Raw genomic sequence first — 21,386 nt, 5'->3', positions numbered from 1 at the left:
CCCCCGCACAACCGGATGCCGGTGACAGCAGTCTGTCAGGTGTGACAACGGTGGGGAAACATCGCTCTCCGGGCGGGGATAGGCTGACGGTCGGCAGCGCCCCTCGCTTCACCGACGGCGGCGCCTCTTCCCCCCGTGTAGCACGCCGGGCAATCACACACGAGATGGGCCACCAGCAATGCCAGTAAAAGTGAGCGTCGTCATTCCGGTTTACAACCCCGGTAAATACATCGATCCCTGCATCGATTCACTGCTGGCCCAGACCCTGCCGGCGGCCGATTTCGAGGTGCTGTTCGTCGACGACGGTTCGACCGACGACACCCCCGGCCGGCTGGACAAACTGGCGGAGGAGCATCCGCACTTCCGGGCGATCCACATCCCCAACTCCGGCTGGCCCGGGAAGCCCAGGAACATCGGCGTGTCCGAGGCGAAGGGCGAGTACGTCCAGTTCGTCGACCAGGACGACCACCTGGCCTCCGACGCCCTGCGACGGCTGTACGAGATGGGCCACCGCAACGGCTCGGACATCGTGATCGGCAAGGTCGCGTCCAATTTCCGCGGCGTTCCGCACGGCGTGTTCAGGACGAACCGCGAGAAGTGCGATCTCACCAATGCCCCGCTCTACGACAGCCTCACTCCGCACAAGATGTTCCGTACGGAGTTCCTCCGCGAGAACAACATCGCGTACCCCGAGGGAAAGCGGCGCCTCGAGGACCAGCTCTACATGATGCAGTCGTATTTCCCCGCGAAGGTCGTCTCGATCCTGGGGAATTACACCTGCTACTACTACTCGAAGCGGGACGACGGACAGAACGCGGGTTCGGCCAAGCTGGTGCCGTCCGGGTACTACGGCAACCTCCGCGAGGTCCTCCAGGTCGTCGTCGACAACACCGAACCGGGTGAATTCCGGGACCGGTTGCTGCGCCGCTTCTACCGGGTCGAGATGCTCGGCCGGCTGAGCGAGCCGGGTGTGCTCAACTTCACCCCGGAGTACCTGGAGGAGATGTGCGACGCCATCCGCCCGCTCGCCGACGACTTCATGAACGACGCCGTGCACGAGGGGCTGGGCGCGCTGACCCGGCTGCGCTCCACCCTGCTGCGGTCCGACGACCGCGAGGGGCTGATGAGGCTCGCCCGGCTCGCCTCCTCGATCAAGGGCGCCGCCCGCCTGGAGGACTTCGCCTGGGAGTCCGACGGCAGGATCGCGCTCACGCTGACAGGCCGGCTGGTCCACGGCGAGAACAAGGAACCACTGCGTCTCGTCCGCCGCGACGACCGGTACTTCCTGCACCCGGGGATCACCGAGGGGCTGCTGCCCGCCGGTGAACTCCTCGATGTCACCGACGACATGGACGGCTTCAAGGGCGAACTGTCCCTGCGCAACCGGGAGACCGCCGTCGAGTGGGCCTGCCCCGTCGACTACACCTCCGAGATCGCGAAGCTGGACGGCGACACGTACGAGGTCGTGCTGCGCGGCCGGGGCCATGTCACCAGCGAGGCGGTCAAGGGGCGCGGCCGGGTCTCCCGCGGTTTCTGGGACATCTGGGTGCCGCTGCGCGGACTCGGGCTCGTACGGAAGGCACGGCTCGGCGCCGACCGCGATCCGCGCGTGGACGCCGCGTGCCTGCCCGCCGTGCTCGGTTCACCCGCGCGCGTCGTCATTCCGTACTTCACCGACCCGCACGGCAATCTCACCCTCGATGTCGCGGGCCGCGCCAAGAAGCTGGCCACCTATCTGGCGGACCGGCCGGTGCGGCGGATGCCCGGCAGCCGGCCCGAGCTGCGTCTCGATGTGTTCACCGGCCCCAAGTCCGGCTCCCGGGCAGTCGAGCTGATCGTGACCGCCGCGGACGGCAGCGTCCGTACGCTGCCCGCCACCCTGCGCCCCGACCACGGCCGGGCGCATCTCGCCGTCCCGGCGCGCGTGCCGGATCTGCCGGCCGGCCCGGCGCGGCTGTCGGCGCGGCTGGACGGCCCCAAGGGTCCCGAACTGCCGCTCTGCGAGGTGCCCGTGGGCGCCGGCGGCCGGATCAGGCTCGACCACAGCGACCTGGCCGTGGTCGACGCCGCGCTCGTACGGGTGGTCACGGTGCAGCGCCGCAGGGCGACCCTGCGCCGGGTGCTGCGCTCGGCGGGCGGGCCGATCGTACGGCGGCTCCCCTCCGCGGCACGCAAGCGGGTGCGCCGTCTCGCGGCCCGTTTCTGAGGCCCCGGCCCCGACCCCGACGCGGCCCGACCCGCCCGCGTCTTCCCCGAGCGATACGCGCGGTGCGACCAGAACACCGTGCGACAAGACCGTGCGACAAGAACAAGGACGTGATCACATGCGGCAGCTCTCCGTCGAAGGCGCCTGGGTGCAGGAACCGAAGGTCTTCCCGGACAGCCGTGGCAGCTTCCACGAGTGGTTCAAGGCCTCCGACTTCACCGGGGCGGCCGGCCACTCGCTGCGTCTCGCCCAGGCCAACTGCTCCGTGTCCAGCCGTGGCACGCTGCGCGGTGTCCACTTCGCCGATGTGCCTCCCGGCCAGGCCAAGTATGTGAAGTGTGTGCGCGGCGCGGTGCTCGATGTCATCGTGGACATCCGCGTGGGCTCCCCGACGTACCGTCAGTGGGAGGCCGTACGGCTGGACGATGTGGACCATCACGCGGTCTATCTCGCCGAGGGGCTCGGCCACGCGTTCATGGCGCTGACGGACGACGCGACGGTGGTCTATCTCTGCTCCGAGGGGTACGCCCCCGGGCGTGAGCACGGCATCAATCCGCTGGACCCGGCGCTCGGCATCGAGTGGCCCCAGGGCATCACCCCGCTGCTCTCCGACAGGGACGCACAGGCCCCGACCCTCGCGGAGGCCGAGGCCCAGGGCCTGCTGCCCTCGTACGAGGAGTGCCGGGCGTACTACACGGAGCTGGCCGCCCGGAGCTGACCGGCCGCCTGCCACCCACGGACAGCGGCACAGGAACGGCACAGAAGAGGGGCCCGAGCGATCCTGGATCGCTCGGGCCCCTCTTCCATGACTCCTCCGCGGCTCCGGTGGCCGCGGTGCGCGCGTCAGCCGGAGACCGCTTCGATCTGCTTGCGCAGCGGCGCGAAGGCCGACCGGGGACGGCGCAGATTACGGGCCCGCGCCAGCGCCGGCCAGAAACCGGCCCCGAGCAGCGCCTCGGGCCGCACCGCGTTCTTGCGGACCAGCACCTCGTCGGGCACGTTCTGCGGGTCCGGTACGACATACTCCTCGATGATCTTGTCGTACGCGTCCTTCAGCACCGTGCTCTCGGGGTTCGCGCCGAAGATGGCCACCACCCCGGTCGGCTCGGTGTCGACATCGACGACCAGCAGATCGGGGCGGAACCGCCGCAGCACCTGGGCGACCTTGTAGACGTCGCCGGCCCAGAACTTGGTGTGCCGGTCACGCGCCGCCTCGTCGACATCGCGCGGCAGCATGTCGTCCAGGACGATCACGCTGGACCAGCGGGAGTGCTTCTCCACATTCATGAAGTCGCGCAGCGCGAACTCGAACAGGTGCATGCCGTCGATGAACGACAGCTCCAGCTTCGGGTCGCCGCCGAGAAGATTGACCGGGTCCCGGCGGGCCAGCGCACGGAACGGATTACGGCCGTTGCGCAGATGGATCAGAGGATCCTTGCGCGCGAAGAAGTCGTCACTGGTGGCCTTGACCAGATGGACATCACAACTGATGTCCGTGACAACCCGGAACGCCGGGTCGACGGCCACCGACGGAACCCGGGACAGTGCCAGGCTGCGCCCGTCATTGACCCCGATTTCCAGATAGTTGCGGGGTTTGTACACACGGTGCAGTTGGCGCAGGAAGCCGTGGCGATCCACGTAAGGGCCCTTCACTGAGAATCAAAAACTGGGGATTGATTCTCAGTGAACTTAGTGGGCCCAGAGGTTGTACGTAAACATCTACTGGTCAGTAACACCCGTTTGGCGCTCCGCCGCCACCAGGGCGGGAAATGCCTCTCCGAGCGCCGCGCGCCAGTCCCTGATCGGGTCGATCCCGGCCCGCTTCCACCCCTCGTGTCCCAGCACGCTGTACGCGGGCCGGGGCGCGGGCCGTACGAAGGCCGCACTGGTGGTCGGACGGACCCGCTCCGGGTCCGCGCCGAGCAGCCGGAAGATCTCCCGGGTGAAGCCGAACCAGGTCGTCTCACCGCCGCTGGTGCCGTGGTAGATCCCCGGCTCGGCCGCCCCTTCCAGCGCCGCCCCGCCGAGCCGCACCAGCAGGTCCGCGAGATCGGCGGTCCAGGTCGGCTGGCCGCGCTGGTCGTCCACCACGTCCAGGGTGTCCTTGACGGACTCCAGTTTGATCATCGTACGGACGAAGTTCCCGCCGCCCGCTCCGTACAGCCATGCCGTACGGACCACGTAACCGGTCTCCGGGAGGGTGTCGAGCACCGCGCGCTCCCCGGCCAGCTTGGTGCGGCCGTAGGCGCTGCGCGGGCCGGTGGGGTCGTACTCCCCGTACGGCGTCCGCCCCTCCCCGTCGAAGACATAGTCCGTGGAGACCTGGAGCAGGACGGCGCCCGACCCCGCGCAGGCCTCGGCGAGGACCCGGGGGCCGGTGCCGTTGACCGCGAGCGCCTCGGCCTCCCTGGCCTCGGCGTCGTCCACGGCCGTCCAGGCGGCGCAGTTGACCACCACGGCCGGTGAGTGCGCCGCCAGGGCCGCGCGCACCGCGGCGGGATCGGTGATGTCCAGCGCGGTACGGTCCAGGCCGACCGCGCGCTCCCCCGCGGCCCCGAGCCGGTCCAGCAGGTCCTGGGCCAGCATCCCGCCGCCGCCGGTGACGAGCCAGCCGCCGCTCACAGCGCCGCACGCCCCTTCAGCGGCTCCCACCAGGCGCGGTTGTCGCGGTACCACGCCACGGTCTCCGCGAGGCCCGTGGCGAAGTCCTTACGGGGCTCGTACCCCAGCTCCGTACGGATCTTGGCGCAGTCGACGCTGTAGCGGCGGTCGTGGCCCTTGCGGTCGGTGACGTACTCGACGCTGGTGTCCCAGTCGGCTCCGCAGGCCTCCAGCAGCAGCCCGGTCAGCTCCTTGTTGGACAGCTCCGTACCGCCGCCGATGTTGTAGACCTCGCCGGCCCGGCCCTTCGTACGGACCAGTTCGATGCCCCGCACATGGTCGTCGATGTGCAGCCAGTCACGGATGTTCCCGCCGTCGCCGTACAGCGGGACCTTCTTGCCGTCCAGCAGATTGGTGATGAAGAGAGGGATGACCTTCTCGGGGAAGTGGTGGTGCCCGTAGTTGTTGGAGCAGCGGGTCACCCGCACATCGAGGCCATGGGTGCGGTGGTAGGAGAGAGCGATCAGATCGCTGGACGCCTTGGCCGACGAGTAGGGCGAGTTGGGCTCCAGCGGATGGGTCTCCGGCCAGGAGCCCTCGTCGATCGAGCCGTAGACCTCGTCGGTGGAGATGTGCACGAAGGTCTTCACACCCGCGCGGTGCGCCGCGTCGATCAGGGTGTGGGTGCCCACCACATTCGTCCGGACGAACTCGGCGCCGCCGTCGATGGAGCGGTCGACGTGCGACTCGGCGGCGAAGTGCACCACCTGGTCGTGCTCGGCCATCAGCTTGGCGACCAGCTCCGCGTCGCAGATGTCGCCCTGGACGAAGGCGAATCCGGGATGGCCCCGGACCTCGTCGAGGTTGGCCGGATTGCCCGCGTAGGTGAGCTTGTCCAGCACCGTCAGTTCGACGTCGCCGGGGCCCTGGGGCCCCAGCACCGTACGGACGTAGTGCGAGCCGATGAAACCGGCACCGCCGGTCACGAGAATCCTGTGGGTCATGAAGAGATCTGCACCTTGCTGTGGTCGCCGAGGACGAGTCGGTGGGCGGACGGGTTGCGGGGAGCGGGGGTGATCTCGACATCACGGCCGATCAGCGACGCCTCCACCCGGCGCACACCGGTGAGGGAGGAGCCCCGCAGGACGATGGAGTACTCGATCTCGCTGTCCTCGATCCGGCAGCCCTCGGAGACCGACGTGAAGGGACCGATGTAGGCGTCGCTGATCACCGTGCCCGCGCCGATGATCGCGGGACCCACGATCCGGCTGCGGGTGACCCGCGCGCCCGCCTCGATCCTGACCCGCCCTATGATCTCCGTCGCCTCGTCGACCGATCCGTCGCGGGACGGCTCGACGGTCTCCAGCACCGAGCGGTTGACCTCCAGCATGTCGGCGACGTTGCCGGTGTCCTTCCAGTACCCGGAGATGGTCGTGGAGCGGACGTCGCGACGCTGGTCGATCAGCCACTGGATGGCATGGGTGATCTCCAGCTCGCCCCGCCAGGACGGCTCGATGGAGCGCACGGCCTCGTGGACGGCCGGGGTGAACAGATAGACACCGACGAGCGCGAGATCGCTCTTGGGTTCCTTCGGCTTCTCCTCCAGGGCCACCACCCGGCCCTCGGAGTCGAGTTCGGCCACCCCGAACGAGGTCGGGTTGGGGACCTTGGTCAGCAGGATCTGCGCGTCGGGGCGCTCCGCGCGGAAGCCGTCGACCAGTCCGCTGATGCCGCCGACGATGAAGTTGTCGCCGAGGTACATCACGAAGTCGTCGTCGCCGAGGAAGTCACGGGCGATGAGCACCGCGTGCGCCAGTCCGAGCGGCGCGTCCTGCTGGAGATAGGTGACCTTTATGCCGAACTTGGACCCGTCGCCGACCGCCTCGCGGATCTCCTCCGCGGTGTCGCCGACGATGACGCCGACCTCGGTGATGCCCGCCTCGGCGATGGCTTCGAGGCCGTAGAAGAGCACGGGCTTGTTGGCAACGGGCACGAGCTGTTTCGCGGAGGTGTGGGTAATGGGCCGCAGACGGGTGCCTGCCCCGCCGGACAGTACGAGAGCCTTCACATTCCCTATCCCATGCTGAGATTCCGATGCTGTCCGGGCGTCGCCCGACAGCATGATTTTACCTACGATTTCCGGCACGGCCCGTCGTTGGACACCTTGAGCGAACCATTCCGGCCCCCCGGGGTGTGCGGTTGTACGCCCCGGGGCTCATGTGTGCGCGGGCGCTCCCGGGGCGGACGCACCCCCGGACGGACGCACCCGGGCCGAGGAGCGCACCCGGGCCGGTCGGCGCGCCCGGCGCGACGGAGGCACCCAGGCCCTGTCCGCTAGGACGACGTCAGCGCGTACCGGGTCCTGAGCTGTGTACGCACCCGCCGCGCCACCCGGAGCAGCAGTGATCTGCGTCTGCGCGCGGCCCGGGGCGCCTCGATGCGCTCCAGGCCCGGTCTGCCCACCCAGTCCGGCACGGTGACCTCGTACGAGGCGTCCGGGATACCGCTCCCGCGGTCCCCGAAGTGCGGGAAGGCGAGATACGGCGTACGGGCGCGGCCCCTGCGGACCACCTCGGGTCTGGTCTCCGCCTTGATGAAGTCGAGCATGTCGCGGAGCAGATCGAGCCGCCCCAGGGCCACGCACTCCAGCCGCAGCCGCTCGGCGACCTTGATGCGGCGGGCCACCGAGGGCGTCCAGTGACGGGCCATCAGCGGCGCGGCCAGTTCCAGCTTGTGCCGCTGGATCTCCTCCGGCTGCTTCATGAGCCCGTGCGCGAACTGCTGGATCAGCCCGACCGTGAACGGTCTGACCATCAGCCGGTCGCGCTTCGGTCCCGCCGGCACCAGTTCGGCGATCAGATCCATGAGAGCGCCCGCGGCCTCGAACCGCAGCGTGTAGCTGCCGCTCTTGGTCACATGCTTGCCGTCGTCCCGGCCGACGAGGTAGTAGCAGGTGTAGTCGGCGATCACCGAGACACCCCTGCCCCGGATGTACGCCTCCATGGTGAAGAGCGCGTCCTCCCCGGTCTTGAAGGTCTCGTCGAACCGCAGCCCGAGCCGTTCGAGCAGCTCACGCCGGAAGAGCTTCTGCGCGCTCAGCGTGAAGATCACCTGAGAGCTGTAGATGTCCACGCGCTCGGCCGTCCGGTGCCACATGGAGCCGGGAGCGCCCCTGTTCACCCCCACGACCTTGCCGAGCACCACATCCGTACCGGCGCGGTCGGCCATCGTGACCATCCGCTCCAGCGCTTCCTCGCCGAAGTAGTCGTCCGCGTCGAGGAAGAAGACATAGCGCCCTCTGGCCAGTCCCAGACCCACATTGCGCGGTCCGCTGGGACCGCCCGAATTGGCCTGGCGCACCACCCTGGTCGGGATGGCTGTCCGTGCCGCGAATTCCTCCAGATACTCCCCCGTGCCGTCGGTCGAGCCGTCATCGATGGCGACGATCTCGATTCGGTCGGCCCCCAGCGTCTGGGCCTCCACCGATTCCAGGCAGCGAATCAGATAAGGCATCGCTTCATACGCCCCGACGATCACGCTAACGTCAGGAACTGGAATTTCGTTCATCAGAATTCAAGACAATCGGCATCGGATGTTGGTTGTCTTGTCACGATCTTCAGTATCCGTGATGCGCGTCACAGTGGGCGACCGCCGCGCCGTAACGGCGTATCAACTCCCTTACGGAAAAGGCCCGGCGGCGCGTCCGAGGACGCACCGCCGGGCCTGGCGAGCCCTAGGGGACTCAGCCCCGTACCGGGGAGTCCAGATCCGTGCTCTCGGGAGCGGAGTCGTCCGGCGCCGCGGCCTCCTCGGGCGCCCCGAGACGCTGCTCCACCGCCACATTGCGCGCCTGGGCCCGCGCCGCCAGCGCGTGCGCCGCCGCGTTGAACTGCTCGATCGACGACGGCTCGTCGGGCCCCAGCAGATACCGCTTCAGCTCACGCCGGCCGGCCGCCAGCGGGTCGGCCGACGGATCGGCCACCGCGGCGAGCAACTGGTCCAGCTCCCGCGCGCTGTTGGAGAGGATCACGGCGGCCCGTACGGCGGTGTTCTGCCGCTTGAACTCCTCCGGGCCCAGAGCCGCCGAGTCGCTGACCGCGTACGGCTTGCCGCTGGCGATGAAGTCCGACACCACGCTGGAGATGTCCGAGACCATCGCGTCCGACTCGTTGAAGCAGTCGTACAGCCGCGGCTCGGCGCCGGTGATGACCCGGTGCTCCCACCAGCCGAAGGAGCGCCAGTACGCGCTGTTCCACTCGTCCCGCAGCCGTGTCAGCTCCGCCTGCCGCGCCGGGTCGGCCTTGGCGTCGCGCGACTCCTCCGCCTCGTCCCTGCTCGCGTCCGCCACTCCGGACAGCGTGGACAGCCGCGCCTCGATCCGGGCCAGCTCGACCCGGGCCGCGCCCTGTCCGTCGCGCAGCGCCGCCCGCTGCTCCGCCCAGCGGGCATCGGTGACGCGTTCGGCGGCGGCCTTCTCCACCAGCGCCACGATCCGCTCGTGCACGGCCTTCGCCTTGGCGCTGCGGGTCCCGGTGAAGGGGTGCGGCTTGTACAGCACCCGGACGGGCGGCTCCGCCGTCAGCAGCTTCTTCACGATGTTCTCGCCGGCCAGCAGCAGCGAGGTGTTGCCGGGGTTGTCGTCCCAGCCCTCCCAGGTGGGGGCGTACAGCACCGTCGGGACGGGATTGCGGGTGGTGCCGCTCGCCGCCTCGATCGGGGCGAGCTGCGGACGGCCCACCTCGACGATGTCCTCGTCCCGCACCCCGACGTCGGCCAGCGCGTAGCGGTCGCGGCCGGCCCGGCCCGCGGTCCACACCTCGTCGTACGCCTTGCTGAACGGATTGACGCTGGCGAGCTTGTCGCTGTCGCCGTGCCCGATGAAGACATGGCGCATGGTCGGGACGCGCAGCATATGGATGTTCTTGCCGACGTTGGCCGCGTACAGCGCGACCCGCACGGTCGACAGGTCCAGGTTCATGAGGTGCACCCCGCCGGGGACACAGAGCACCGGCACGGCCGTCGGGGCGAGCTGCTGCGCTATGACGCGCTCGCGCAGGACGATCAGCGGGCGCCCCTCGATCTGGTCCATCGTCTCCAGCCACATGTTGACCTGGTACGCGGACTCCTTGGAGCCGGAGAAGTACAGCATCACGGTCGGCCGGTAGTCGGCCAGCCAGCCGTCGACCGCCTTCAGCACCTTGTCGGCGGACGGTACGAGCCGGCTCGGGCGCAGATACGGCAGCAGGGCCGCGATATAGCCGACGGCGAGGAGCAGCGAGAGGCCGAGGCCCGCGAAGCCGTAGAGGTTGTCCCGGGTCTGGAGGGTGATCAGCACCCCCACCATGGCGAAGACGTCCAGATGGAGCATCTTCTCGGCGGAGCGGTTGAGCAGCCACGGCGGCGGGGCGTCCGGGATCCGGAGGGCACCGAGATCGATGTTGCGGGTGACCACGGGCAGCCTGCGGCGCAGCCTGAGCAGGGTGACGATCGCGCCGTGCGGTGCCTGGAGCCCGTAGAACACCAGCACCGCGACCACGGTCACATAGAAGATCCGGTCCTCACCGAGTCCCGAGCGCGCGACCAGCAGCACCAGCAGCATCTGCCGGATCAGGAAGCGGATCGACAGACCGGCGCGCACCTTGGCCAGCCGGTTCACCAGATAGCTGCCGCGCCGGTGCAGGAAGGTGTCCGCGAGATAGGTCACGGCGGCCGCCGCCGCGAAGAGCCAGAGATGGGGAATTATCGCGGCGAGCATGACGCACGGGAATGCGATTCCCAGGAGTAGTGCGGCTGCCAGCTCTGATCCGCTGCCCACACGGGCCACGCGAATGGCTGTCGAAATCACGGAAAACCTGCTCCAGACCGTGCCTGCTGTTGACCTTGCAAGGAAATTGTGAAGACGGGACTTCACGAACTCGGGCCTCCGTGATTCGCACAGCGGCGACCACAGAGGCCCAGATCAGAGATTGTCAGGAATTATTACACATCTCCCTGACGATCCAGTACGGCGGCGAGCGCCTGCTCGAAGTCGGACGCCTCGGAGGCACCGCGGGTCGGGTCCTGCTGGCGTACGTCGATGACATGGCCGGTCAGCTCGGAGAGCAGGACGTCGAGCGAGGTCCTGGCGACGGCCTCGGAGGAGAGCAGCGACCCCTCGGGCTCCTGGCCGAACGCCTTGGTGCGCATCGGGGTGGCCGTGCGCTCGGGATTCACGCAATTGACCCGGATCCCGTCGCCCGCCCATTCGTCGGAGAGGGCCTGGGTCAGATTCACCATGGCGGCCTTCGTGGACGAGTACAGGCTGTACTCGGCACGGCCGCGTGTGTAACTGCTGGAGGTGTAGAGCAGAAGCTGGCCCTTGGTCTCGGCCAGATACTTGTACGAGGCGCGGGCGATCTGCACCGGCGCGAGATAGTTGACGTTCAGCGCTTCCTGAATGGTCGTGTTGTCCGTCTCGGCCAGCTTGCCGATACGCAGCACGCCCGCGGTGTTGATCACGTAGTCGATACGGCCGGTCTCGCCGTAGGCGCGCGAGAGCGCGTCGTCGACGTGCTCCGGGTTCTCGACATGCGTACCGGTCGTGGAGCGTCCCAGCGCGTACACCGTGGCGCCGAAGCCCTCCGCGAGCCGGGCGATGTCCGCGCCGATCCCGTACGAGCCGCCGAACACGACCAGCGTCTTGCCGGCCAGCAGCTCACGGTAGGAGTCGTCGGAGGACTGCTGGGGCGCGGCGGCGGAGGCGAGCTGGAAGAGCTTGTCGGCGATGAAGACATCGACCGGCTGGGTCACCTTCATATTGAACTCGTCGCCCGCCACGACATGGATCGGCACGTCCGGCAGATACTTCAGCACCACCGAACAGTCGTCGGTCGCCTGGAAGTTGGGGTCGCCCGCGGCGATCTCGTACGCCCTGCGGATGGTGGAGAGCTTGAACGCCTGCGGGGTCTGGCCGCGACGCAGCCGGGAGCGGTCGGGCACGTCCGTGATGAACTCGCCGTCCTCGCCGTGCGTACGGGTCACGATGATCGTGTCCGCCGACGGGATCGCCACGTCCACGGCCTGGTAGCGCTCCAGCGCGTCCACACAGTCCTTGATCACATGCTGCGACAGCAGGGGACGCACCGCGTCGTGGAAGAGGACATTGCGGTCCTCCCCCTCCGCCAGACCCTCACCCAGGAGCGCGATGGCGCGCTCGGTGGTCTCGTTCCGTGTCGCGCCGCCCTCGATGACCCGGCTGACCTTGGTCAGTCCGGCCTTCGCGACGATCTTCTCCACGTCGGGCACATAGCCCGGGGCCATCAGCACGATCACATCGTCGATCGAGTCGCTGCGCTCGAAGATCGACAGTGTGTGCTCGATGACCGCCTTCCCCGCGATCTTCAGCAACTGCTTCGGGATCGACAGGCCCACACGCTGACCGGTGCCGCCCGCCAGGACGACAGCGGTGGTACGGGGCTTCGCGGGCGGCACGGAAGTTGCAGACACAGAACTGACCTACCTTGCGGGCTCAGAGGATGAGGCGATGGTCCCACCCACGGCAATCCTGTTGCAAGGTGGACCACAGCCCAGCGACATCGGCACGCAACCCCTGATTCACCTGGGAACACTAGTACACCTGAGGTACCGCGCCGGGCGCCGGACGTGAAGGACACCACACAAGATTCACTTCGGAGCGGGGCCCGTCCCACATGAGAGCGTACGGACCGCGACCCGCCCGTCACCGACCGCGACACCGCGCACGGACAGCGAAGGGGCGGTCACGGCAGAACGCCGTGACCGCCCCTCGGTGAACCGTTCCGCCCGGCCCCGCGCGAGCCGGATGCCGGTTCCGGTGCGGGTCCCGGGCCCGGCAGGACCTGGAAATCCCGGCCCGACAACGCCTAGAAGGGCTCGAACTCGTCGTACTCCTGCTGTGCCTCGTCCCGCTCCGCGTCCCGGTCCCTGCGCCGCTGCGCGGCCGGACGCGGCGCTTCGAGCCGGTGGTCCTCACCACGGCGGCCGAGCATCTCCGCGCCCGCCATCATCGTGGGCTCCCAGTCGAAGACGACCGCGTCGTCCTCGGCCCCGATGGCGACCCCGTCGCCCGCCCGCGCCCCGGCCTTCATCAGCGCGTCCTCGACACCGAGACGGTTCAGCCGGTCCGCCAGATAGCCCACGGCCTCGTCGTTGTTGAAGTCGGTCTGACGCACCCAGCGCTCCGGCTTCTCGCCGCGCACCCGGTAGATCCCGTCGTCCTCCAGGGTGACGGTGAACCCCGCGTCGTCGACGGCCTTCGGCCGGATGACGATCCGGGTCGCCTCCTCCTTCGGCCGGTCGGCACGGGCCTTGGCGACAACCTCCGCGAGCGCGAAGGACAGCTCCTTGAGCCCCGTACGGGCCACGGCCGAGGCCTCGAAGACCCGGTAGCCGCGCTGTTCGAGATCGGGCCGGATCATCTCGGCGAGATCCAGGCCGTCCGGGATGTCGATCTTGTTGAGGACGACGACCCGCGGCCGGTCGCCCAGGCCGCCGTACTGCTTCAGCTCCTCCTCGATCACATCGAGGTCGGTGAGCGGGTCACGGTCGGACTCCAGGGTGGCCGTGTCCAGCACATGGACGAGCACGGAGCAGCGCTCGACATGGCGCAGGAACTCCAGCCCCAGACCACGGCCCTGGCTGGCGCCGGGGATCAGTCCGGGGACGTCCGCGATGGTGTAGACGGTCGATCCCGCCGTGACCACGCCCAGATTGGGCACCAGGGTGGTGAACGGGTAGTCCGCGATCTTCGGCTTGGCCGCCGAGAGCACCGAGATCAGCGAGGACTTGCCGGCGCTCGGGTACCCCACGAGCGCCACATCGGCGACCGTCTTGAGCTCCAGCACCACATCACCGGCGCGGCCGGGCTCACCGAGCAGCGCGAAGCCGGGAGCCTTGCGGCGGGCCGAGGCCAGCGCGGCGTTGCCGAGGCCGCCACGGCCGCCCTCGGCGGCCACATAGGTGGTGCCCTCGCCGACCAGGTCGGCGAGGACCGTGCCGTGCTTGTCCAGGACGACCGTGCCGTCGGGCACCGGCAGGACCAGGTCCTGGCCGTCCTTGCCCGAGCGGTTGCCGCCCTCGCCGGGCTTGCCGTTGGTGGCCTTGCGGTGCGGCGAGTGGTGATAGTCCAGCAGGGTCGTCACCGACTGGTCGACGACCAGGATGACATCGCCCCCGCGGCCGCCGTTGCCGCCGTCGGGGCCGCCCAGCGGCTTGAACTTCTCACGGTGTACGGAGGCGCAGCCGTGGCCTCCGTTACCCGCGGCGACATGCAGCTCGACGCGGTCCACGAAGGTGGTCATGGGGGTTGCCTCCAGTACATACGGAAATGTCTTCTGTGGAACAAGCGAAGGGCGGACCCGCTTCCCGGCCGGGAAGTGAGGTCCGCCCTCGCGAGGAAAACCGCTCTACGGGTGCCTGATTACTGGGCGACCGGAACGATGTTCACGACCTTGCGGCCACGGCTGGTGCCGAACTCCACCGCGCCGGCGTTCAGCGCGAACAGCGTGTCGTCGCCGCCGCGGCCGACGCCGGAGCCCGGGTGGAAGTGCGTGCCGCGCTGGCGGACGAGGATCTCACCGGCGTTGACGACCTGACCGCCGAAGCGCTTCACGCCGAGCCGCTGAGCATTCGAGTCGCGCCCGTTCCGAGTGGACGATGCGCCCTTCTTGTGTGCCATGTCTCCTCAGTCCCTTACTTCGCAGCCGCGGGGATACCGGTGACCTTGATCGCCGTGTACTGCTGACGGTGACCCTGGCGACGGCGGTAGCCGGTCTTGTTCTTGTAGCGAAGGATGTCGATCTTCGCGCCCTTGTGGTGGTCCACGACCTCGGCCGTGACCTTGATGCCGTCCAGCACCCACGGGTCGCTGGTCACGGCGTCGCCGTCGACCACGAGCAGGGTCCTGAGCTCCACTGTGTCGCCGACCTTGGCGGTGGAAATCTTGTCAACCTCAACGATGTCGCCGACAGCAACCTTGTGCTGGCGACCACCGCTGCGCACGATGGCGTACACGCGGATCTCACTCTCGCTCGGAACGGAACCCCTGATGCCAGCCGCTCGCACAGGCCGGGGGCCCATGGCGATCCTGACAGGACGAGCGGCCTCCCCCGGAAGTCCGGGAGGTGGGTGCTCAGGAGTGGGCGCGCATTGGAACACGCCGAAGGTTTAGAGTACGGGGCCGCTGTCCAGGGGGTCAAACCAGCTCCCCCGCTCCGGACGGTGCTCCGGACGGGCCGGGGAACCTGCCCGTCCGGCGGCCGGGCACGGCCGGTGCCGGCCCCGGGTCACCCGCGGCCGGCCCCGGCCCCCGGTGGTCCCGGGGGCCGGGGCGCCCTACTCCTCCGTGGAGGCCGTGACGCCGGAGGGCGTCTGCTGCTCGGCCGCCGCGGTCTTCTTCGCCGTCGACTTCGCGGCGGTCTTCTTGGCCGTCGCCGTCGACTTCGTGGCCGTCTTCTTGGCCGTCGTCGTCTTCTTCGCCGCGGTCTTCTTGACCGTCGCCTTCTTGGCGGCCGTCTTCTTCGCGGGCGCCTTCTTGGCGGCGGTCTTGCGTGCCGTCTTCTTCGCGGGCGCCGTCTCCTCCGAGGCCTCCGAGGCGTCCTGACCGTCCTGGACCTCCTGGACGGACGTCGCTGCGGTCTCCACGGCTCCGGCGGGCTCGTCGGCCTTCACCGACGATGTCCCCGAGGCCACCACGACGACCGCCGCGTCCTCGGCGCCCGAGGGCGACCCGGCCGGCGCGGTGACCTTGCGGGTCACCCGGCGGCGCGCACGCGGCGGCGCCGCCACGGGCACCTCCTGCGGCGCCGGCTCCCCGGCCTCGGCCGGCTCGGCCGCGCGGGGCTCGGGCACGGCCTCGGGCTCGGCCCGCACGGGCACCGGCTCGGACGCGGGCACGACCACCTCGGCCGCCGCCGCCTCGTCCCCGGCCTTCGGCGAACCGGCCGGAGCCGTCGCCTTGCGCGTGGCCCGGCGGCGCGTACGGCCCTTGGGCGCCTCGTCCTGAACGGCCTCGGCCCGGGGCTCCGCCGCCACGGGCTCGGTCACCGGGGACTCCGCGGCCACGGACTCCGCGACAGGAGTCGCCACGGCCGCCTCCGGCGCCTCCGGCTCCACGGCCCGCACCGCCCTCGGCGAACCCGCCGGAGCGGTGGCCTTGCGCGACGCACGGCGGCGCGAACGTCCCCGTACGGACGCCTCGGCCTCCGCGACGCTGCTGAACAGCTCCTCGTCCGGGGCGAACGCGGGCTCCGCGAGAGCGGCCGGAACGGCCACCTCCGCGGCGACCTCCGCCTCCGTCTCGTCCTCGGCCCCGGTCTCCGCCACGATCTCGATCTGCTCGTGGTCGTGCTCGTGCTCGTGGTCCGTACCGGCCGCGCCGCCACGGCCGCGCTTCTTCGAGCGCTTGCCGTTGCCACCGCCACCGGCCGTCGTCGGCTGTTCCATATGGACGATCACACCGCGGCCGTTGCAGTGCACACAGGTCTCGGAGAACGACTCCAGCAGCCCCTGGCCGACCCGCTTACGGGTCATCTGGACCAGACCCAGCGAGGTCACCTCGGCGACCTGGTGCTTCGTACGGTCCCGGCCCAGGCACTCCAGCAGCCGCCGCAGCACCAGATCCCGGTTGGACTCCAGCACCATGTCGATGAAGTCGATGACGACGATCCCGCCCAGGTCGCGCAGGCGCAACTGGCGCACGATCTCCTCGGCCGCCTCCAGGTTGTTCCTGGTGACGGTCTCCTCGAGATTGCCGCCCTGCCCGGTGAACTTCCCGGTGTTGACGTCGACCACGACCATGGCCTCGGTCTTGTCGATCACCAGCGAACCGCCGCTGGGCAGCCAGACCTTGCGGTCCAGCGCCTTCATGAGCTGCTCGTCGATCCGGTACGTCGCGAAGACGTCGGCCTCGCCCGTCCAGCGCGACAGCCGGTCGGACAGATCCGGCGCGACATGCGCGACATAGCCGTGGATGGTCTGCCACGCCTGGTCACCACTGACGATGACCTTGGTGAAGTCCTCGTTGAAGATGTCACGCACGACCCGGACGGTCATGTCGGGCTCACCGTAGAGAAGGGTCGGCGCGTTGCCGCTCTTCGCCTTCTTCTTGATGTCCTCCCACTGCCCCTGGAGCCGTTCGACATCGCGGCGCAGCTCGTCCTCGCTGGCGCCCTCCGCGGCCGTACGGACGATGACGCCCGCGTCCTCGGGGACGATCTTCTTGAGGATGGTCTTCAGCCGGGCCCGCTCGGTGTCGGGCAGCTTGCGGCTGATGCCGGTCATCGAGCCCTCGGGCACATAGACCAGATAGCGGCCGGGCAGCGACACCTGGCTGGTGAGCCGGGCGCCCTTGTGGCCGATCGGGTCCTTCGTCACCTGGACGAGCACCGACTGGCCGGACTTGAGGGCGCTCTCGATCCGGCGGGGGCCGTTGGCCATGCCCAGCGCCTCGAAGTTGACCTCACCCGCGTACAGGACGGCGTTGCGCCCCTTGCCGATGTCGACGAAGGCGGCCTCCATGGACGGCAGGACGTTCTGCACCTTGCCCAGGTAGACGTTGCCGACGTAGCTGGTGGCCTGTTCCTTGTTGACGTAGTGCTCGACGAGCACGTTGTCCTCAAGCACACCGATCTGGGTGCGCTCGCCGTTCTGGCGGACGACCATCACCCGCTCGACGGCCTCACGCCGGGCGAGGAACTCCGCCTCGGTGATGATCGGCACCCTGCGGCGGCCCTGCTCGCGCCCCTCGCGGCGGCGCTGCTTCTTGGCCTCCAGCCGGGTCGAGCCCTTGATGGACTGCACCTCGTCGGCGCCGGTGCCGGGCTCGGTGTCCTTGGTGCGCCGCTCGCGCGGCTCGCGGACCTTGACGACCGTACGCTCCGGGTCGTCGCCGCCCGACTCGGCCTCGGTGGCCCCGTCACCGCTGCGACGGCGACGGCGGCGGCGACGCCGGCTGCTGGAGGAGCCGCCACCTCCGGACGACTCCGCGGTCTCGGTCTCGTCGTGGTCCTCGTCGTCCGGGTCACTCTCGTGGTCGGCGTCCTCGACGGGCTCGACGACGTCGTCGTGCTGCTCGTCGCCGGTCTCGTCGGCCTCGGCGGACTCACCGCGACGGCGGCGCCTGCCACCCCGGCGACGACGGCGCGAGGGACGGTCCTCGTACTCGTCGGAGTCGTCGCCCTCGGACTGCTCCGTCTCGGTCTCGCTCTCGTCCACGGAGTCGTGCGGCGCCTCTTCGGCGGCCGGGGCGCTCTCCACGGGCTCGGCGGACTCGCCGCGGCGGCGGCGCCGACGGCGGCCGGAGGTCTCCGGCGGGGCGACGGGCTCGGCCGCCGCCACGGTCTCGGCCTCGGTCTCGTCTTCGGCGGTGTCAGCGGGGTCGGCGGTGTGGTCGTTGTGGTCGAAGTAGGGGTCGTCGTAGACGTCGTCGTACGCGGGCCTGACCGCGGCCGCGGCCGCCGCGGCGGTCTCCGGGGTCTGGAACATCGGCTCGGTGAAGACGGGCGCCTGGAAGACGGCCACGGCGGGCCGGGCGGTGCGACGGCGCGAGCGCTCGGGCGCCGCGGCGGGCTCCGGCACGGACGCGGTCACGGGCTCGGGGGCGGTGGTCTCCGGCGCGGTGGCCCTGCGACGCGTACGGCCACGGCTGGCGGCCTTCTCCGCGGCCCGGACATGCTCCTCGTCGGCGCTGATCTGGGCCACGGTGTCCTGCGGCAGTCCCTCGCCCTCCTGGGCGCCGTTCTCGTCGGCGCCCGGCGCACCGGCGGGCGCGGTGGCCCTGCGGGTGGCGCGGCGGCGCGAACGGGGGGCGGGCTTGGACTCGGCCTCGGCGGGCACCGGCTCCTCGGCCGGGCTCTCCACGGCGGGGGCCGCGACGGCCTCCGGCTCCACGGCGGGCGCGGGCTCGACGATCTCGGACGCGGCGGTCTCCGAGGGCGCGGCCTCGGGCGCGGTGGCCCTGCGGGTGGCGCGGCGACGCGTACGGGGGGCGGGCTTGGACTCGGCCTCGGCGGACGCCGGCTCCTCGGCCGGGCTCTCCACGGCGGGGGCCGCGCTCGTCACGGTCCGCGCGGCCTCGGCCGTCGCCTCGGACCCGGTCGGCTCCGGCGCGGCGACCTTACGGGTGGCGCGGCGGCGCGTACGCGGCGGCGCGGCCTCCTCGGCCACCGGCGCCTCACCGCTCTCCGCGCTCGCCACGGATCCGGCCGTGCCGTCCGCGGTGACCTCGGGCGCGGCGGCCTTGCGGGTCGCACGGCGGCGCGTACGCGGCGGCGCGGCCTCCTCGGCCACGGGCGCCCCGGCGTCCTGTGCCGTGTCCCCGGCCACGGCCGCCTCGGCAGCCGGTGCGGCCGGTACGACCGTCTCGGCCACGCTCACGGCGGCGCCGTTCTCGGCGCCCCCGGCCGGCGGGCCCGCGGGCCGCGACGCGGCGCGGCGCCTGCGGCGCGGCGGCAGCGTGTCGCTGGGGGAGTTGTTCTCTTCGTTGATGCTGGCGGTGTTGTTGATGTTGTCGATGTTGTCGGCGGTGTCGGAATTTCCGGTGTTTCCGGGGTTTCCGGCTTCGATGGGCTCAAGCATGCGGGGGTGTCTCCCGTCACGCTCCCGGGCGCCACGCCTGAATCCGGTCCGGCCGCGGCCCGCGCGATGCGCGAATGCCGCCGTCCGGGGCGCGGGCGCCGCACGGGAGCTGTTATGTCTGGCTCGCCGGTTCCCTACGCGATGTACGTACGGCCTGGCGAAAGTCTTCTGGTCAGTGCGCGGCCCGACCCAGGTGGCTCCCGAGTCCCAGGGCTGCGCTACAACGACCGCCCTACGCGGAACCTGCACCTTCCGGCGCCTTCGCGGCGGCGAGTACGGCGGCCTTGAACGGGGCGGGCCGTACTGCCTCGCGGTCGGGCGCGAGCGGGTCGGTCACCGTGCCGGTCTCCTCGTCGAAGAGCCCCTGCGCCAGCCTGGTCACCGCTGCGGGGACCGGCGGCGCCAGGTCGGCCACAGCTCGGAGACCGGACAGGACGTCGTCGGGTCGCACGGCGGGTGTTGCGTGCCGAACAACCAGGCGCAGTATCGCACAGGGCCCGTCCCCCGGCCTATCGGGCAGTGGAGGAACCGACTCCAGGGCGACCACCGCGCCGCGTGCGTCGAAGGTCCGCAGACCGTTCTTCGTACGGCGCTCGACCTCCACCGCCCCGGCGGCGAGGAAAGCCGCCACGGCCTCGTCCGCCCGCCGCGGCTCCACACCGTCCAGCCGCAGCTCCCAGACGGAAGCGGTCAGCCGGTCGGCGAGCCCCGGCGTACGGGCCTCGACGGCGTCGATGATGTCGAGCCCGGCCGGCAGCGACTCGTCCAGCAGCTCACGCAGCTTGTCCGGGTCGCGGGCCTCCACCAGGGCGATCTCCAGGAACTCGGCCTCACTGCCCGTGCCGGTGGGTGCGGCATTGGCGTACGAGACCTTGGGATGCGGGGTGAACCCCGCCGAGTACGCCATGGGTACGTCGGCGCGGCGCAGCGCCCGCTCGAAGGCGCGCTGGAAATCACGGTGGCTGGTGAACCGGAGGCGGCCGCGCTTGGTGTAGCGCAGTCGGATGCGCTGCACCGCCGGTGCGGGTGGCGGGCCTTCGGGCTGTCGCTTGCCCAGTGCTTCTTCTCCTCGGTGCGGGCGGTACGCGGTGACGCGCCGCCCTCGGATGTGGGGTTGCCCCCGGTTCCCGGCTCAGCCCCGCTTCCGCAAGGAGATCTCGGGTGCGGGCTCCGCGCCGGGGACGATCGTTGTACTACCCAGAGTACGCGTAAGGCCCTCCGGCAGTTCCCCAGGCTTGTGGACACGCGCCGCCCCGGCCGGCGCACGCCGCACCACGGTGATCGCCGCGCCGGTTCCCCGCCCCGTCGGGACGGGGACACCACGCCACACCCGGCTCACCCGCACCACCAGCCCGTCACGCACCAGCGACTGCCCGCGACGATCTGTCCTGCTCCCTGCCGGAGCGGACACGTCAGACGGCTGTTCGGATCCAGAAGCGCAGCTTCCCGCCGCGTTCGTCCTCCAGCACTCCGCCCGCCGCCTCGATCACCTTGCGCGAGGGGGTGTTGGTGGTGTCGCAGGTGACGAGCACGGACTCGATCCCGAGGTCCCGCGCGACCGGGATGGCCTCGGCGAGCATGGCGGTCGCGTGGCCGCGCCGCCGGGCGCTGGGACGTACGGCATAGCCGATATGGCCGCCCAGTTCACGCAGGAACGGGTTGAGGCGGTGGCGGATCGCGAGGCGCCCGAGAAACGTGTCGCCCTCGACGTACCAGAGCGTGGTGTTGGGCACCCAGCCCCGGACACGCGGGGTCTCCTCCAGGGGTTCGGCGTTGAGCCGGTCCACATAGCTCGTGAACACCTCGGGCCGGTGCCAGCGCGCCGCGAACTCCTCCATCTCGTGGAGAAGCAGGGCCCGTTCACCGGCGCCCTCCGCGACGAACTCCGTCATCGCGTCGAGGAAGGAGGCCTGGATCCGGACGTCGGGAGCGATGAACCGCGGCATCCCCCCATTCTGCCGCCACCCCCACCCGGCCGGCCACGCGC

General features: G+C 70.3%; 15 protein-coding genes. 2 read left to right on the top strand and 13 right to left on the bottom strand.

The window, feature by feature from the left end:
• Positions 1-190 precede the first annotated feature (190 nt).
• Both ACFYYH_RS07395 and rfbC read left to right on the top strand, forming a co-directional pair.
• The gene (locus ACFYYH_RS07395) at positions 191-2,206 is read left to right on the top strand and encodes a glycosyltransferase family 2 protein (protein ID WP_388547117.1); all 2,016 of its coding nucleotides are present in this window, start codon (positions 191-193) and stop codon (positions 2,204-2,206) included.
• 118 nt (positions 2,207-2,324) lie between these two features.
• Positions 2,325-2,924: a dTDP-4-dehydrorhamnose 3,5-epimerase gene (gene rfbC / locus ACFYYH_RS07390; RefSeq protein WP_388547114.1), complete on the top strand. Its 600-nt coding sequence runs from the start codon at positions 2,325-2,327 to the stop codon at positions 2,922-2,924.
• 125 nt (positions 2,925-3,049) lie between these two features.
• On the opposite strand, the gene ACFYYH_RS07385 is transcribed toward rfbC, so the two are convergent.
• From ACFYYH_RS07385 to ACFYYH_RS07325, 13 genes are all read right to left on the bottom strand, one after another.
• Entirely contained in the window at positions 3,050-3,844 is a 795-nt protein-coding gene (locus ACFYYH_RS07385; RefSeq protein WP_388547111.1) for a class I SAM-dependent methyltransferase, read from the bottom strand.
• 81 nt (positions 3,845-3,925) lie between these two features.
• Positions 3,926-4,828, bottom strand: a complete 903-nt coding sequence (gene rfbD / locus ACFYYH_RS07380) for a dTDP-4-dehydrorhamnose reductase (RefSeq protein ID WP_388547108.1) — start codon at positions 4,826-4,828, stop codon at positions 3,926-3,928.
• On the bottom strand, positions 4,825-5,811 hold the full coding sequence (gene rfbB, locus ACFYYH_RS07375; RefSeq protein WP_388547105.1) for a dTDP-glucose 4,6-dehydratase: 987 nt from the start codon (positions 5,809-5,811) through the stop codon (positions 4,825-4,827). Before rfbB ends, rfbD begins: the two co-directional genes overlap by 4 nt.
• Entirely contained in the window at positions 5,808-6,875 is a 1,068-nt protein-coding gene (locus tag ACFYYH_RS07370; RefSeq protein WP_388547102.1) for a glucose-1-phosphate thymidylyltransferase, read from the bottom strand. Before ACFYYH_RS07370 ends, rfbB begins: the two co-directional genes overlap by 4 nt.
• Positions 6,876-7,141: 266 nt before the next feature.
• Positions 7,142-8,320: a glycosyltransferase family 2 protein gene (locus ACFYYH_RS07365; protein WP_388547099.1), complete on the bottom strand. Its 1,179-nt coding sequence runs from the start codon at positions 8,318-8,320 to the stop codon at positions 7,142-7,144.
• Between the two features lie 229 nt (positions 8,321-8,549).
• Positions 8,550-10,562 carry a hypothetical protein gene (locus tag ACFYYH_RS07360; protein ID WP_388547096.1) on the bottom strand — a complete coding sequence of 671 codons (2,013 nt, stop codon included), beginning with the start codon at positions 10,560-10,562 and terminating at the stop codon, positions 8,550-8,552.
• 224 nt (positions 10,563-10,786) lie between these two features.
• Positions 10,787-12,292 (bottom strand): SDR family NAD(P)-dependent oxidoreductase, encoded by a 1,506-nt coding sequence (locus ACFYYH_RS07355; protein WP_388547094.1) that lies wholly within the window; start codon positions 12,290-12,292, stop codon positions 10,787-10,789.
• A 395-nt stretch (positions 12,293-12,687) separates the two neighbouring features.
• Positions 12,688-14,124, bottom strand: a complete 1,437-nt coding sequence (obgE, locus tag ACFYYH_RS07350) for a GTPase ObgE (protein WP_388547091.1) — start codon at positions 14,122-14,124, stop codon at positions 12,688-12,690.
• Positions 14,125-14,243: 119 nt separating this feature from the next.
• On the bottom strand, positions 14,244-14,501 hold the full coding sequence (gene rpmA, locus ACFYYH_RS07345) for a 50S ribosomal protein L27 (protein ID WP_388547088.1): 258 nt from the start codon (positions 14,499-14,501) through the stop codon (positions 14,244-14,246).
• A 14-nt stretch (positions 14,502-14,515) separates the two neighbouring features.
• Positions 14,516-14,836, bottom strand: a complete 321-nt coding sequence (gene rplU, locus ACFYYH_RS07340; RefSeq protein ID WP_046498608.1) for a 50S ribosomal protein L21 — start codon at positions 14,834-14,836, stop codon at positions 14,516-14,518.
• A gap of 321 nt (positions 14,837-15,157) precedes the next feature.
• On the bottom strand, positions 15,158-19,399 hold the full coding sequence (locus tag ACFYYH_RS07335; RefSeq protein ID WP_388547086.1) for an Rne/Rng family ribonuclease: 4,242 nt from the start codon (positions 19,397-19,399) through the stop codon (positions 15,158-15,160).
• 232 nt (positions 19,400-19,631) lie between these two features.
• Positions 19,632-20,414 carry a TIGR03936 family radical SAM-associated protein gene (locus ACFYYH_RS07330; RefSeq protein WP_388547083.1) on the bottom strand — a complete coding sequence of 261 codons (783 nt, stop codon included), beginning with the start codon at positions 20,412-20,414 and terminating at the stop codon, positions 19,632-19,634.
• 397 nt (positions 20,415-20,811) lie between these two features.
• Positions 20,812-21,345 (bottom strand): GNAT family N-acetyltransferase, encoded by a 534-nt coding sequence (locus tag ACFYYH_RS07325; protein ID WP_388547081.1) that lies wholly within the window; start codon positions 21,343-21,345, stop codon positions 20,812-20,814.
• Positions 21,346-21,386: the final 41 nt, after the last annotated feature.

Origin of the sequence: Streptomyces sp. NPDC002018 (genome assembly GCF_042890865.1) — a bacterium.
In the GTDB taxonomy this organism is placed as follows: Bacteria; Actinomycetota; Actinomycetes; order Streptomycetales; family Streptomycetaceae; genus Streptomyces.
Note: the sequence above shows the minus strand (reverse complement) of the source record. Positions and strands in the feature narration are given on the sequence as shown.

What these genes read in the sequence shown, in the direction of transcription:
- ACFYYH_RS07360 (WP_388547096.1), bottom strand. Translation starts at nt 10,562, where the DNA reads ATGCTCGCCGCGATAATTCCCCATCTCTGGCTCTTCGCGGCGGCGGCC.
- ACFYYH_RS07365 (WP_388547099.1), bottom strand. Translation starts at nt 8,320, where the DNA reads ATGCCTTATCTGATTCGCTGCCTGGAATCGGTGGAGGCCCAGACGCTG.
- rfbB (WP_388547105.1), bottom strand. Translation starts at nt 5,811, where the DNA reads ATGACCCACAGGATTCTCGTGACCGGCGGTGCCGGTTTCATCGGCTCG.
- obgE (WP_388547091.1), bottom strand. Translation starts at nt 14,124, where the DNA reads ATGACCACCTTCGTGGACCGCGTCGAGCTGCATGTCGCCGCGGGTAAC.
- rpmA (WP_388547088.1), bottom strand. Translation starts at nt 14,501, where the DNA reads ATGGCACACAAGAAGGGCGCATCGTCCACTCGGAACGGGCGCGACTCG.
- ACFYYH_RS07335 (WP_388547086.1), bottom strand. Translation starts at nt 19,399, where the DNA reads ATGCTTGAGCCCATCGAAGCCGGAAACCCCGGAAACACCGGAAATTCC.
- rfbC (WP_388547114.1), top strand. Translation starts at nt 2,325, where the DNA reads ATGCGGCAGCTCTCCGTCGAAGGCGCCTGGGTGCAGGAACCGAAGGTC.
- ACFYYH_RS07325 (WP_388547081.1), bottom strand. Translation starts at nt 21,345, where the DNA reads ATGCCGCGGTTCATCGCTCCCGACGTCCGGATCCAGGCCTCCTTCCTC.